The sequence below is a fragment of the Hydrogenophaga laconesensis genome, from assembly GCF_031457235.1.
Classification (GTDB): domain Bacteria; phylum Pseudomonadota; class Gammaproteobacteria; order Burkholderiales; family Burkholderiaceae_C; genus Hydrogenophaga; species Hydrogenophaga laconesensis.
Genome location: NZ_JAVDWE010000002.1, coordinates 358837 through 371268 on the forward strand (window position 1 = coordinate 358837; position 12432 = coordinate 371268).

The 12432-nt window shown below is 68.7% G+C and carries 14 protein-coding genes; 8 read left to right on the plus strand and 6 right to left on the minus strand.

Annotated features, from left to right (window positions below; translation table 11 throughout):
• The first annotated feature begins 5 nt into the window (after positions 1 to 5).
• Together J2X09_RS06095 and J2X09_RS06100 are read left to right on the plus strand one after the other, a co-directional pair.
• Complete coding sequence (locus J2X09_RS06095) at positions 6 to 668, plus strand: RNA polymerase sigma factor (RefSeq protein WP_204732652.1); 663 nt, start codon at positions 6 to 8, stop codon at positions 666 to 668.
• Entirely contained in the window at positions 665 to 1000 is a 336-nt protein-coding gene (locus tag J2X09_RS06100) for a hypothetical protein (RefSeq protein WP_204732651.1), read from the plus strand. The genes J2X09_RS06095 and J2X09_RS06100 overlap by 4 nt, the downstream gene beginning before the upstream one ends.
• Before the next feature lie 18 nt (positions 1001 to 1018).
• Here the strand turns inward: J2X09_RS06100 and J2X09_RS06105 are convergent, their stop codons facing one another.
• The 5 genes from J2X09_RS06105 to J2X09_RS06125 all read right to left on the minus strand — a co-directional run bounded on the left by J2X09_RS06105 (position 1019) and on the right by J2X09_RS06125 (position 5337).
• Entirely contained in the window at positions 1019 to 1450 is a 432-nt protein-coding gene (locus tag J2X09_RS06105; protein ID WP_204732650.1) for a hypothetical protein, read from the minus strand.
• Entirely contained in the window at positions 1450 to 2775 is a 1326-nt protein-coding gene (locus J2X09_RS06110) for a hemolysin family protein (RefSeq protein ID WP_204732649.1), read from the minus strand. The genes J2X09_RS06105 and J2X09_RS06110 overlap by 1 nt, the downstream gene beginning before the upstream one ends.
• 106 nt (positions 2776 to 2881) lie before the next feature.
• Positions 2882 to 3577, minus strand: coding sequence for a Bax inhibitor-1 family protein (locus tag J2X09_RS06115; RefSeq protein ID WP_204732648.1), 696 nt, complete (start codon positions 3575 to 3577; stop codon positions 2882 to 2884).
• A gap of 162 nt (positions 3578 to 3739) precedes the next feature.
• Positions 3740 to 4093 carry a hypothetical protein gene (locus J2X09_RS06120; RefSeq protein ID WP_204732647.1) on the minus strand — a complete coding sequence of 118 codons (354 nt, stop codon included), beginning with the start codon at positions 4091 to 4093 and terminating at the stop codon, positions 3740 to 3742.
• Between the two features lie 41 nt (positions 4094 to 4134).
• The gene (locus J2X09_RS06125) at positions 4135 to 5337 is read right to left on the minus strand and encodes a Bcr/CflA family efflux MFS transporter (protein ID WP_204732646.1); all 1203 of its coding nucleotides are present in this window, start codon (positions 5335 to 5337) and stop codon (positions 4135 to 4137) included.
• Between the two features lie 119 nt (positions 5338 to 5456).
• Here J2X09_RS06125 and J2X09_RS06130 point away from each other — a divergent pair, with 119 nt between their 5' ends.
• Genes J2X09_RS06130 through J2X09_RS06155 form a run of 6 tightly spaced genes read left to right on the plus strand, consistent with a single transcriptional unit; the run spans position 5457 to position 11634 of the window.
• Entirely contained in the window at positions 5457 to 8411 is a 2955-nt protein-coding gene (locus J2X09_RS06130) for a monovalent cation/H+ antiporter subunit A (RefSeq protein WP_204732645.1), read from the plus strand.
• Positions 8411 to 8755 (plus strand): Na+/H+ antiporter subunit C, encoded by a 345-nt coding sequence (locus J2X09_RS06135; RefSeq protein ID WP_204732644.1) that lies wholly within the window; start codon positions 8411 to 8413, stop codon positions 8753 to 8755. Before J2X09_RS06130 ends, J2X09_RS06135 begins: the two co-directional genes overlap by 1 nt.
• A 35-nt stretch (positions 8756 to 8790) precedes the next feature.
• Complete coding sequence (locus J2X09_RS06140) at positions 8791 to 10473, plus strand: monovalent cation/H+ antiporter subunit D (protein ID WP_204732974.1); 1683 nt, start codon at positions 8791 to 8793, stop codon at positions 10471 to 10473.
• Complete coding sequence (locus J2X09_RS06145) at positions 10470 to 10961, plus strand: Na+/H+ antiporter subunit E (protein ID WP_204732643.1); 492 nt, start codon at positions 10470 to 10472, stop codon at positions 10959 to 10961. The genes J2X09_RS06140 and J2X09_RS06145 overlap by 4 nt, the downstream gene beginning before the upstream one ends.
• The gene (locus J2X09_RS06150; RefSeq protein ID WP_204732642.1) at positions 10958 to 11236 is read left to right on the plus strand and encodes a K+/H+ antiporter subunit F; all 279 of its coding nucleotides are present in this window, start codon (positions 10958 to 10960) and stop codon (positions 11234 to 11236) included. Before J2X09_RS06145 ends, J2X09_RS06150 begins: the two co-directional genes overlap by 4 nt.
• Positions 11233 to 11634 (plus strand): Na+/H+ antiporter subunit G, encoded by a 402-nt coding sequence (locus J2X09_RS06155; protein ID WP_310307755.1) that lies wholly within the window; start codon positions 11233 to 11235, stop codon positions 11632 to 11634. Before J2X09_RS06150 ends, J2X09_RS06155 begins: the two co-directional genes overlap by 4 nt.
• Before the next feature lie 4 nt (positions 11635 to 11638).
• Here the strand turns inward: J2X09_RS06155 and J2X09_RS06160 are convergent, their stop codons facing one another.
• Complete coding sequence (locus tag J2X09_RS06160; protein ID WP_204732641.1) at positions 11639 to 12424, minus strand: alpha/beta fold hydrolase; 786 nt, start codon at positions 12422 to 12424, stop codon at positions 11639 to 11641.
• Positions 12425 to 12432: the final 8 nt, after the last annotated feature.

Consider the following 12432-nt stretch of genomic DNA (forward strand, 5'->3'; position numbering starts at 1 on the left):
CCATCATGCACACCCTCATCCTGTCGCCCACACCGGACCCGCTGCGTCCCCGACTCCTGCTCGCGGTCGGCCTGCTCGACACCACGCGCCAGGCAGCGCGGCGCTGGCTCGGCACCGCCCGCGAGGACGGCTGGGCCTTGTGGCAACGCGCCTGCGACGGCGACCCAGACAGCGCCCGCTCACTCGTCCAGCTGCTGACCCCGTCCGCCCTGGCCATGGCGCGGCAGATGCTGGGTCGCCAGGAAGACGCGGAGGACGCGGTGCAGGAGTCGTTCCTGCGGCTGTGGAGCGCGCGCCCGGATGACACGCGCGGCGCGCAACTCTCCACCTACTTCAACACCATCGTGCTCAACCGCTGCCGCACGCAGCTGGTGCGGCGCCGCGAGCTGGGCATGGAACCCGCCGACCTGGTCGCGCTGCAGGACCAGCAGCAGGCACTGGCCGGCGGCGATGCCGATGCCGTGGCTTCGGTGTCGCTGCAACACCTGCAGGACACGCTGGCCCGCCTGCCCGCGCGCCAGCGCCTGGCGATCGCCATGTGGGCGTATGCCGACGCGAGCGCGGCCGACATCGGCCAGGCGCTGGGGATCGACGCCAACAGCGCGCACCAGCTGCTGCACCGCGCCAAGACAGGCCTGCGCCGGGCCCTGAAAGGCGGTGCCGCATGACGCCACATCCGACCCATGAGGACCACGACCTGCGCGCGCGGCTGCGCAGCGGGCTGGACACCGCCGCGGTGGGCGACAGCGACGCGCTGGAAGCGCGCGTGCTCGCGCAGTGGCGGCAGCGCCACGCGGCCACAGAGCCCGTGGCCGCGTGGGCTTCGGGGGCCACGCTGCGCGCACCCGGCACCGCACGCCGAACGCTGTGGCTGGGGAGCGGCGCGCTGCTGGCCGCTGCGCTGCTGATCGCGCTGGCGACCTGGCAACGCCCCGATCCCGTCGTGGAAGAGCTGATGCAACTCGACGTGCTGTCGGAAATGGCGCTCGGCGAAATGTGATCGCCCAGGGGGGGACGATCAGGTGCCGCAATGGCGCGGCAGGAAGTCCAGCAGCCACTTCATCTGCAGGGCGTCGTGTTCGCCCACGCCCTCGAGCACCACCACACCCACCGTGTCGTCCGAGGGCAACACACGCACCGTGTGGCTGCCGGTGGTGACATCCTTCTCCACCACCGTGGCCGAACGCCGCAGCGCCACCTCCACCGGCTCCCGGTTGCGCAGAAACCGTTTGGCCTGCGCCTCCAGCACGCAGCCGGGCAGCAGTTCGTAGTGCCAGTGGTAATGGAGATGCCGCTGGTGGCCCAGGTGGTGCATCGCACCTATCGCCTTCTCCAGCTTCATGTCGTGGCTGAGGATGAGCGCGCCATCCTCACTGGGGTAGCCGTCCGCGCAGGCGGCCAGTGCGGCGGCCAGCGCCAGCACCAGCGCGGTCTTGCAGGCGCCGCGCATCACGAAGCCACCGAGATCAGTCCGGCCACGCCCGCTTCGGGCGGCACCTCGCGCGTGGCCAGCACCTTGTCGATGGTGCGGCCGTCCATGTCCACGATCTCCAGGCGCCAGCCTTCCCAGGTCACGGTGTCGGCCTCGCGCGGCAGGCGACCTGTGAGCAGCATCATCATGCCGCTGAGGGTGTGGTAGCGGCCCCGCTCCTCATCGGGCACGGTGTCCAGGTTGAGGCGGTCCTTGAGTTCGGGCACGGGAATGTGGCCATCGAGCAGCCAGCTGCCGTCCTCACGCAGCATGGCCCACGAGGTCTCGGGGTCGCGCGGACTGAACTCGCCGGTGATCGCCTCGATGAGGTCCTGCAGCGTGACGATGCCCTGCACCTCGCCGTACTCGTCGATGACGAAGGCCATGTGCACGTCGGACTGGCGGAAGTTGTCGAGCAGCTCCATGCCGGTGATGGTCTCGGGCACGTACAGCGGCGCCTGCAAGGGTTGCTCGCCGAGCTCGCGCTTCGCGCCGCGCAAGGCCTGCGAGAGCCACTGCCGCGCGTTGACCACGCCCACCACATTGCCCAGGTTGCCGCGCACGACCGGAAAGCGCGCATGGTCGGAAGCGTCGACGCGCGCCATGTTGACCTCGAAAGTCTGATCGAGATCGAGCACGGCGACATCGCTGCGCGGCACCATGAGCGAGCCGATCTGCCGGTCGTCCAGGCGGAACACATTGCGCACCATGGTGTGCTCGTGCGATTCGATCACGCCGGCCGTCGTGCCTTCGGCGAGCATGGCGTGGATCTCCTCCTCGGTCACTGCGCTGGCGCCGTTTTCCTTGATGCCCAGCAGCTTCATGAGCGCGCGTGTGGACACCGAGAGCAACAGCACGAACGGCTTGGTGGCCACCGCCAGCCAGTCGATCGGCCGCGCCACCAACCGCGCCAGCGCCTCGGGATGCGACTGGCCCAGCCGCTTGGGCACCAGCTCGCCCACCACGATGGAGAAGTAGGTGATGAGCACGACCACCAGACCGGTGGCACCGTAGGTGCTGTACGGCGCGGGCAGGCCGAGCTCGGTGAGCCATTGCGACAGCGGCGCGGCCAGCGCGGCCTCGCCGACGATGCCGTTGAGCACGCCGATGGACGTGATGCCGATCTGGATGGTGGAGAGGAATCGGGTGGGGTCTTCACCGAGCTTGACGGCCGCTGCGGCGGCGCCATCGCCTTCGTCGATGAGTTTCTGCAGACGCGCCTTGCGGGCGGTGACCAGCGCGATCTCTGACATGGCGAAGACGCCATTGAGCAGGATCAGCGCGAACAGTAAGGCAATTTCCATGAGGGGATGGGCGCTCGGTGTTGGCCGAGCTTCCGTGATGAATGGGGAAAAGCGGGCGCGGCGAAGCCCCGGCGCGCGCGGGCCGGAGGCTTCATGCAGGGGGTTCTCACTCCTCGCGGCCGCCCGCCAGGCCCAGCAGGGCCAGCAGGCTCTGGAAGATGTTGAACAGACTGAGGTACACACCGAGGGTGGCGGTGATGTAGTTGGTTTCCTCGCCGTCGCGCACGCGCTTGAGGTCGTACAGGATGAAGGCAGAGAAGATGCCGATGGCCAGCACGGAGAGCGTGATCATGAGCGCGCCGGACTGGATGAACACGTTGGCAATGCCCGCGACGATCAGCATGATCACGCCGACGAACAGGAACTTGCCCATGTTGCCCAGGTCGCGCTTGATGACGGTGGACAGCGTGGCCATGCCGAGGAAGATCGCGCCCGTGCCGGCGAAGGCCGTCATGATCAGCCCGGCGCCATTGGCCAGACCCAGCACCGAGCCCACCAGGCGCGAGAGCATCAGGCCCATGAAGAAGGTGAAGGCCAGCAGCACGGGCACGCCGGCGGCGGAGTTCTTGGTCTTCTCGATGGCGAACATGAAGGCAAACGCCCCGCCCAGGAAGACCGCGATGCCCAGGAAGCCGGTGAGCGGCGCGGTGATGCCGGTGGCCACACCCAGCCAGGCACCCAGCACGGTGGGCACCATGGACAGCGCGAGCAGCCAGTAGGTGTTGCGCAGCACACGGTTGCGCTCGACGGCGACGGCCTGGCCGGCGACGGCAGGGGAGGAAAGGTCAAGATGCGGATTCATGGTGGTCCTTGAGGAAAAACAGTTGGAGAGGGTTGAAAGGCCTGTTCAGCGCTGACGGCCTTGCAGGCCGGCAGGTGGCGTCAAGCTGGGGCGCCACAGGGCGCGCCTGACCAGACCCGCACAGCAGGCGGCGCCGTCAGGACGGTCGCGCGCCGGGAAGGGTCAGGCGAGGACGAACGTGCCGCGTGGCGGCCGTTGGGGCCCGTCGAGCACGGGCGGCGTCAGGTCCTGCACCAGGGGTGGTGAAGGCGTGCGCAGCGGCTCGCCCCGGCTGGACGCGGCGATGAGCACGTCCAGGCATTCGGGCAAGTCGGGTTGGGTATCGGTGAGGCCGTGGTCTTGCGGGTGCGAGGCCTTCAGCGTGCCGTCGGAGGCTGGCTGGCCTGGCGTCGCCGCTTCCGCCATCAGATGCTCCTGCACCTGCGACGGTGCGTCAGCGGGCAACTGGCCGAATGCGAATGCACCCACACTCAGGAGGAAGTGCAGGGCAAAGACGGCAACGAGCCAGCGGCGCATGGTCCGGCCAGTATACCGGTACCCCTGCGCGCAAGGCGCATTCAGCCCGCGCGCCGGGCGCTGGCCATGCTGCGCTGCAGCAACACCATGGCGACAGCCGCGCCCACCGACAGCAGGAGCATGAGCCAGCCCAGGTTGACCGCGCCGTCGTGCGGCACCAGGCCCACCACGAAGCCCCCCACCGCACCCATGATCTGCTGCATGAGGCCGGCCACGGCTGCGGCCGAGCCGGCCAGCGCCGGCAGCAGGCCGACCGTGCCGATGAGCGTGGGCGGCACCAGCAGGCCATGCCCCATGCCCAGCAGCAACAGGGGCAACGACAGCGCCAGCGGCGTGTCGACCCCGACCAGCGCAAGCACGAGCATCAGCCCGATGCCTGCCAGCGCACTGCCCTGTCCCAGCCGCATCACCAGGCGTTCACCGACGCGGTGCACCAGGTGGGTGGTGAGGTAGTTGCCGACGATGTAGGCCAGCGGCACGATCATGATGTAGTAGCCGATGCCCGCAGGCCCCACGCCGTAGCTGCCCAGCACGATGGGCGCGCCCGCGAGGAAGGCATAGAAGGTGGCGGTGGTCATGGAGAGCACCGCCACGTACAGCAGGAAGCCGGGCGCGCGGGCCAGCTGCGCATAGGACGTGACCATGTCGCGCAACCAGTGCGTCTGCAACGGGGCGGCGGGCGGCGTGTGGCCTGGCAGGCCGCGCCAGGCCGCGATGAACAGCACCACGCCCAGCACGGTCAGCAGCACGAAGTTGGCCTGCCAGCCCAGGCGCACGTGCAATTGCCCGCCGATGATGGTGGCCAGCGGTGGCACCAGGCCCATGGCCATGCCGATGTAGGCCATGACGCGCGTGCGCTCAGGCCCCTCGAACAAGTCCTGGACCATGGCCCGGCCCACCACCATGCCGGCGGCACAGCCTGCGCCCTGCAGCACGCGCGCGGCGGTGAGCATGAACAGGTCGACCGACAGCGCGGCCAGCAGCGAGCCCAGGCTGCCCAGCGACAGGCCGAGCAGCAGGATCTTCTTGCGCCCGAGCCGGTCCGACAGCGGGCCGTAGAGCAGCTGCAGGCCGCCATAGGCCACCACGTACCCGCTGAAGGTCAGCTGCACCGCCGCCTGGCTCGAACCGAAGATCGTTCCCCACTCCTGCATGGACGGAATGCAGATGGTCATGGCGAGCAGGCCGAAGGCGAGCTGGGCGACGAGGTTGGCGATCAGGGGGCCGTGGCGGCGAGAGGTCATGGAACGCGAGGGGCAGGCACGAAGGCAACCGGGCATCGTGCCACAGATCGAGAGGTGTTTTCAGGCGCCAGGGAACCCCTCGGGGGCGGCGGAACTCATGCCACTAAACTCGAAGGCCCATGCACTTCTCCCTGATCTTCCTCGTCGCCCTCCCTTTCCTGGGCAGCCTGCTCGCTGCGCTGCTGCCCGCGAACGCGCGCAACACCGAATCCACGCTGGCCGGCGCGATCGCGCTGTTCTGCGCGGTGCAGACCGCGATGTACTTCCCCGAAGTGGCGGCCGGCGGCGTCATACGGCAGGAGTTCGTGTGGCTGCCCTCGCTCGGCCTGAACTTCGTGCTGCGCATGGACGGCTTCGCCTGGATGTTCTCCATGCTCGTGCTGGGCATCGGTTCGCTGGTGGTGCTGTACGCGCGCTACTACATGTCGCCCGACGACCCGGTGCCGCGCTTCTTCTCCTTCCTGCTGGCCTTCATGGGCGCCATGAGCGGGGTGGTGCTCTCGGGCAACCTGGTGCAGCTGGTGCTGTTCTGGGAGCTCACCAGCCTGTTCTCCTTTCTGCTGATCGGCTACTGGCACCACCGCCGCGACGCGCGGCGCGGCGCGCGCATGGCGCTCACCGTGACGGGCGCGGGCGGCCTGTGCCTGCTCGCCGGCGTGCTGGTGCTCGGCCACATCGTCGGCAGCTACGACCTCGACGTGGTGCTGCTCGCTGGCGACGTGGTGCGCCAGCACCCGCTGTACAGCACGGCGCTGATCCTGATCCTGCTGGGCGCGCTGACCAAGAGCGCGCAGTTCCCGTTCCAGTTCTGGCTGCCGCACGCGATGGCCGCGCCCACCCCGGTCTCGGCCTATCTGCACTCCGCCACCATGGTGAAAGCCGGCGTGTTCCTATTGGCACGCCTGTGGCCGGTGCTCGCCGGCACCGACGAATGGTTCTGGATCGTCACCTGCTCGGGCCTGATCACGCTGCTCATTGGCGGCTTCGCGGCGATCTTCCAGAACGACCTCAAGGGCCTGCTGGCGTACTCGACCATCTCGCACCTGGGCCTGATCACCACGCTGCTCGGCATGAACAGCCCGCTGGCTGCCGTGGCGGCGGTGTTCCACATCATCAACCACGCGACATTCAAGGCCTCGCTGTTCATGGCCGTGGGCATCATCGACCACGAGGCCGGCACACGCGACATCCGGCGGCTCTCGGGCCTGGCGCGCTACATGCCGGTGACGGCCACCCTGACCATGGTGGCAGGGGCGGCCATGGCGGGCGTGCCGCTGCTCAATGGCTTCATCTCGAAGGAGATGTTCTTCACCGAAGCGGTGTTCGTGAGCGCGGCGCCCTGGTTCCAGAAGCTGCTGCCCACGGCTGCGGTGGTGGCGGGCATGTTCAGCGTGGCGTACTCCCTGCGCTTCACCGCGCGCGTGTTCTTCGGCCCCGACACCTGCGCCGGCCTGCCGCGCGTGCCGCACGAACCGCCGCACTGGATGCGCGTGCCGATCGAAATCCTCGTGCTCGCCTGTCTGGTGGTGGGCATCCTGCCGCAATGGTCCATCCAGCACATCCTGGGCACGGCCGCCCTGCCGGTGGTGGGTGGAGACCTGCCCGAGTTCGACCTGGCGGTGTGGCACGGCTTCAACCTGCCGCTGTGGATGAGCTTCCTCGCACTCGCCGGCGGCATCGTGCTGTACCTGCTGCTGCGCAAGCCGCTGTATGGGGGCCACATCGAGCGCGCGCCGGTGGTGGGCCGCTACAGCGGCAAACGCGCGTTTCACCACGTCATGGCGCGGCTCACGGCGGGCAGCCGCAGCCTGCTGCGCCTGCTGGGCACGCGCCGGCTGCAGCCTCAGCTGTTCCTGCTGGTGCTGGTCACGGTGGTGGGATCGGTGGCCGCGTTCCGGCTGGCTACACCCGGCGCGGCGCTGACACCCGGCGACCGCGAGCTGCTGCCGTTCTCGCCCATGTTCGCGTTGCTGTGGGTGGTGGGTGTGGGCGCAGCCGTGGGCGCGGTCTGGCAGGCCAAGTACCACCGCCTTACCGCACTCGCGCTCATGAGCGTGTCGGGGCTCACCACCGTGATCACCTTCGCCTGGTTCTCTGCGCCCGACCTTGCACTCACGCAGCTGTCGGTGGAGGCGGTGACCACGGTGCTCATCCTGCTCGGCCTGCGCTGGTTACCCAAGCGGCTGGAGGTGCAGGACCAGGCCGAGCCACTGTGGCAGCGCGTCAAGGCCAAAGGGCGGCGTTCGCGCGACCTCGTGCTGGCACTGGCGGCCGGTGCCGGCATGACCGGCCTGTCGTATGCGGTGATGACGCGCGAGTTCCCGCAGAGCATCTCGCCGTTCTTCCTGGAGCGGTCGCTGCCCGAGGGTGGCGGCACGAATGTGGTCAACGTGATGCTGGTGGACTTCCGGGGCTTCGACACGCTGGGCGAGATCACCGTGCTGGGTATCGTCGCGCTCACGGTGTACGCGCTGCTGCGCCGCTTCCGTCCCGCACCGGAGAGCGCCGAGCTCACGGCCCAGCAGCGCGCGCTGCCGGCCGACCTGGACACCGACCTCATCAATCCACAACTGGCGGACGACACGGCGCAGGGTTACCTGATGGTGCCGGCGGTGCTGGTGCGCCTGCTGCTGCCGATTGCCGCCGTGATCGCGGTCTACCTCTTCATGCGCGGTCACAACGAGCCCGGCGGCGGCTTCGTGGCCGGGCTGGTGCTGTCCACCGCGTTCATCCTGCAGTACATCGTCTCCGGCACGCAGTGGGTGGAGGCGAACATGCAGCTGATGCCGCAGCGCTGGATCGCGGCGGGCCTGCTCACCGCCACCGCGACGGGCCTGGGCGCGTTCTGGTTCGGTTATCCGTTCCTCACCACGCACACGGCCCACCTGCACCTGCCGCTGCTGGGCGACATCCACGTCGCCAGCGCGCTGTTCTATGACATCGGCGTCTTCACCCTGGTGGTGGGCGCCACCCTGCTGATCCTGACCGCGCTGGGCCACCAGTCCGTGCGCGGCCATCGCCAGGCCAAGGTGGCCGAGCAGGAGAATCCGGCACAACAAGAAGGAGCCGCCTGATGGAACTCGTCATGGCCATCGCGATTGGCGCCCTCACCGCCTGCGGTGTGTGGCTGATGCTGCGCCCGCGCACGTACCAGGTCATCATGGGCCTGTGCCTGCTGAGCTACGGCGTGAACCTGTTCATCTTCAGCATGGGGCGCCTGTCGGTGGACAGCGAGCCCGTTCTCACACCCGGGCTGGAAGCGACACTGCTGCAGTACGACGACCCGATGCCTCAGGCACTGGTGCTCACCGCCATCGTCATCGGTTTTGCCATGACCGCGCTGTTCCTGGTCGTGCTGCTGGCGCAGCGTGGCTTCTTCGGCAATGACCACGTGGACGGACAGGGAGACGCGGAGTGACGGGAGGACCGATCCAGTCGATCGTCGTGGCGCTGATGCCGCACCTGATGATCGCGCCCATCCTGCTGCCGCTGGTGACGGCGTGCGTGCTGCTGTTCCTGCGCGACCGGCAGCACCGCACCAAGGCCGCCATCAGCCTGTTCGCCGCCGTGCTCAACCTGGCGGTGGCCCTGGCGCTGCTGTGGTGGAGCAAGCAGGGCGACGGACCGAGTGCGTTCGGCGTCTACCTGCCGGGCAACTGGGACGTGCCCTTCGGCATCGTGCTGGTGCTCGACCGCCTCTCCGGCCTCATGCTGCTGCTGGCGGCGATGGTCGCGCTGATGGCGCTGTTCTTCGCGCTGGCCCGCTGGCACAAGGCGGGCGCGCACTTCCACCCGCTGATCCAGATCCAGATCATGGGCCTGAACGGCGCCTTCCTCACCGGGGACCTGTTCAACCTGTTCGTGTTCTTCGAGGTCATGCTGGCCGCGTCCTACGGCCTGTTGCTGCACGGCTCGGGGCCGTCGCGCGTGAAGTCGGGCCTGCACTACATCTCGATCAACCTGGTCGCGTCCTCGTTGTTCCTGATCGGCGCGTCCATGATCTACGGTGTCACCGGCACGCTCAACATGGCCGACATCGCCGCGCGCATTCCACAGGTGGCCGCGGCCGACCGGGCGCTGCTGCACGCTGCCTGCGCCGTCCTCGCCGTGGCCTTCCTGGCCAAGGCCGCCATGTGGCCGCTCAACTTCTGGCTGGTGCCCGCGTACTCCAGTGCCAGCGCGCCGTCGGCGGCGGTGTTCGCGCTGCTCACCAAGGTGGGCGTCTACGTGCTGCTGCGGCTGTCCACCCTGTTCTTCTCGCCCGAAGCCGGCGCGTCGGCGGGCTTCGGCAGCCAGTGGCTGGCCTGGGGCGGCATGGCCACGCTGGCCTTCGGCGCGCTGGGCATGCTGGCCTCGCAGCGGCCGGCACGGCTGGCCGGATACGCGGTCATCGTGTCCTCGGGCACGCTGATGGCCGTGATCGGCTTCGCCCGGCCGGAACTCACCGCCAGCGCGCTGTACTATCTGCCCAGTTCCACCATGGCCGTGGCGGCCTTCTTCCTGCTCGCCGAGCTGATGGACCGCCAGCGCACCGATCCGGCACGCCAGCGCGCGCCCGAGGATGAGGAAGACCACCTGCCCTTCGCGCTGGCCGATCTGGAAATCGCCAGGACCGCCAACCTCGATGAAGACGAGGAAGTGCTGATCGGCCGGGCCATCCCGGCTTCGACCGCCCTGCTGGGTCTGGCCTTCATCTGCTGCACGGTGCTGGTGGCGGGCCTGCCACCGCTCTCGGGCTTCATCGGCAAGTTCGCCATGCTCTCGGCGTTGCTGCCGCTGCAGAACGAGGCACCTGCCGTGAGCTCGGCCAGCTGGGCGCTGGTGGTGCTGATCATCGTCTCCGGTCTGTTCGCGATGGTCGCGCTCTCCCGAACCGGCATCCGTTTCTTCTGGGCCCCCATGGAGCGAGGCGCGCATCTGCTGCGCGTGGCCGAGTTCGTGCCCATCGCCGTGCTGATCGCCCTGTGCGTGCTCTTCACGGTGCGCGGTGAGGCCGTGATGCGCTACACCTCGGCCACGGCGAGTTCGCTGTACCACCCGGCGGGCTACATCGATGCGGTGTTCTCCGCCCGCCCCCTGCCCACTGCCACCAACGCCGAACGCCTGGGCGTTCCGGCTCCGGAGACGCGGCCATGATGCGACGCCTGTTTCCCGCACCCCTGCTGTCGCTGGCGCTGGTCGCGCTGTGGCTCGTGCTCAACAACCCCTACAGCCTGGGCCAGTGGATCATGGCCATCGTGCTCGGCTTCGCGGTGCCGTTGCTCACGCAGTCGCTGCGCCCGACGCCGGTCACTTTCAAGCGGCCCTGGGTGGCGTTCAAGCTGTTCATGCAGGTCGGCAAGGACGTGATTGGCTCCAACTTCCGCGTGCTCATCGGTACGCTGTCGCGCGGCGAGCGCATGGCGCAGGGCGGGTTCGTCGTGGTGCCGCTGGACCTGCGCGACCCCAATGGCCTGGCGGTGCTGGCCGCCATCATGTGCGTGATCCCGGGCACCGTCTGGTCCGAGCTGGCGCTCGACCGCAGCGCGCTGCTGGTCCACATCTTCGACATGCAGGACCCGGAGCTGGACATCCAACTGATCAAGACGCGCTACGAGCGCCCTCTGATGGAGATCTTCGAATGAGCCCCTTCCTGTTCGGCGCCATCGTCTTCGCGCTGGCGTGCTACGTGCTCGCGATGTCGCTGGCGCTGCTGCGCCTGTACCGGGGCCCCTCGGCGCAGGACCGCGTGCTGGCGATGGACCTGATCTACACCATCGGCATGCTGGTGCTGATGGTGCTGGCCATCCGCTACCGCAGCGCCATGTACTTCGAGGCCGCCCTGCTGATCGCCGTGTTCGGCTTCGTCAGTTCGGCCGCCATGGCCAAGTTCCTGCTGCGCGGCGAGGTGATCGAATGATGATGCCGGCCGGTGTATCGCTCTGGGCCGAGATCCCGGTGGCACTGCTGTTGATCCTCAGCGGCATCTTCACGCTCTCTGCCGCCATTGGCGTGGTGCGCTTCAAGAGCTTTTTCCAGCGCATGCACCCGCCTGCGCTCGCCTTCAGTTTCTCTGCCTGGTGCGTCACGCTGGCAACCATCATCTACTTCTCGGCGCAGGACGAACGGCTCTCGCTGCACGCCTGGCTGATCATCATCTTCCTCTCGCTCACGGTGCCGGTGACCACCATCCTGCTGGCGCGCACCGAGCTGTTCCGCCGCCGCATCGGCAATCCGGGCGAGGGCGAGATCCCGCCCTCGGTCAGCCACGGGGCGCCACGGCCCCTCAGGGACGACGGGAGCTCCCCGGGCGCCTGAGCTTTCAACCCGTCAGGTGTTCGCCCAACAACCTCGCGAAAGCCGCAGGTTGCTCCACCGGCGGAAAGTGCCCGCAGTCCAGCGTGACGCACCGTGCGTGGGGCAGCGCACTGACCAGTGCCTCCTGCTTCGCCGGCGGGCACAGCGGGTCCTGCAATCCGGCGACCACGAGGGTGGGTGATGTGACATGCGCCAGTCGAGAACCCAGGTCCGCATCGCGCAGGATGGAGACGGCGCCTGCGTAGCCGACGGGGCTCATGCCTTCGAAGACGCTCCTCAGTGTGCCGATGATCGGATCGCCCGTGGCGCGGAATGCCGGGCTGAACATGCGCTCGACCATCGGTCCGGCCAGCGGCGCCATGCCGTCTTTCAACGCGGCCTCGCGGCGGCCGTTCCAGCCGTTGGGCGGCGGTGCCACGGCGGCCGCCGTCGAACTCACAACCACACGGTTCGCCCGGGCACCGGCGCGCGCCGCTACGGCCAGCGCCACCATGCCGCCGAGCGACACACCGCACACATCGAAACGCTCCAGGCCCTGGGCATCGGCCAGGCGCAGCAGGTCGTCCGCGAACGCGTCGATGTGGCCCTCGCCTGGCACGACGGCACTGCCGCCGTGCCCACGCAGGTCGCAGCGCACCACCGGGCCGTGACCGGCGAGGTGGGGCAGCAGCGCGTCCCAGAAGCGCAGCGAGGCACCAATCGGATGGATGAGCACAAGCGGCAGGCCGGGGCCCTCGCCGGTGCGTTCGCTGTGAAGCGGGGGCGCGGGCAGCGCGGCATGGTCGGTCACGGAGGTCT

What these genes read in the sequence shown, in the direction of transcription:
- J2X09_RS06095 (WP_204732652.1), top strand. Translation starts at nt 6, where the DNA reads ATGCACACCCTCATCCTGTCGCCCACACCGGACCCGCTGCGTCCCCGA.
- J2X09_RS06125 (WP_204732646.1), bottom strand. Translation starts at nt 5,337, where the DNA reads ATGACCTCTCGCCGCCACGGCCCCCTGATCGCCAACCTCGTCGCCCAG.
- J2X09_RS06110 (WP_204732649.1), bottom strand. Translation starts at nt 2,775, where the DNA reads ATGGAAATTGCCTTACTGTTCGCGCTGATCCTGCTCAATGGCGTCTTC.
- J2X09_RS06100 (WP_204732651.1), top strand. Translation starts at nt 665, where the DNA reads ATGACGCCACATCCGACCCATGAGGACCACGACCTGCGCGCGCGGCTG.
- J2X09_RS06130 (WP_204732645.1), top strand. Translation starts at nt 5,457, where the DNA reads ATGCACTTCTCCCTGATCTTCCTCGTCGCCCTCCCTTTCCTGGGCAGC.
- J2X09_RS06115 (WP_204732648.1), bottom strand. Translation starts at nt 3,577, where the DNA reads ATGAATCCGCATCTTGACCTTTCCTCCCCTGCCGTCGCCGGCCAGGCC.
- J2X09_RS06150 (WP_204732642.1), top strand. Translation starts at nt 10,958, where the DNA reads ATGAGCCCCTTCCTGTTCGGCGCCATCGTCTTCGCGCTGGCGTGCTAC.
- J2X09_RS06135 (WP_204732644.1), top strand. Translation starts at nt 8,411, where the DNA reads ATGGAACTCGTCATGGCCATCGCGATTGGCGCCCTCACCGCCTGCGGT.
- J2X09_RS06140 (WP_204732974.1), top strand. Translation starts at nt 8,791, where the DNA reads ATGCCGCACCTGATGATCGCGCCCATCCTGCTGCCGCTGGTGACGGCG.
- J2X09_RS06145 (WP_204732643.1), top strand. Translation starts at nt 10,470, where the DNA reads ATGATGCGACGCCTGTTTCCCGCACCCCTGCTGTCGCTGGCGCTGGTC.
- J2X09_RS06105 (WP_204732650.1), bottom strand. Translation starts at nt 1,450, where the DNA reads ATGCGCGGCGCCTGCAAGACCGCGCTGGTGCTGGCGCTGGCCGCCGCA.
- J2X09_RS06120 (WP_204732647.1), bottom strand. Translation starts at nt 4,093, where the DNA reads ATGCGCCGCTGGCTCGTTGCCGTCTTTGCCCTGCACTTCCTCCTGAGT.
- J2X09_RS06155 (WP_310307755.1), top strand. Translation starts at nt 11,233, where the DNA reads ATGATGATGCCGGCCGGTGTATCGCTCTGGGCCGAGATCCCGGTGGCA.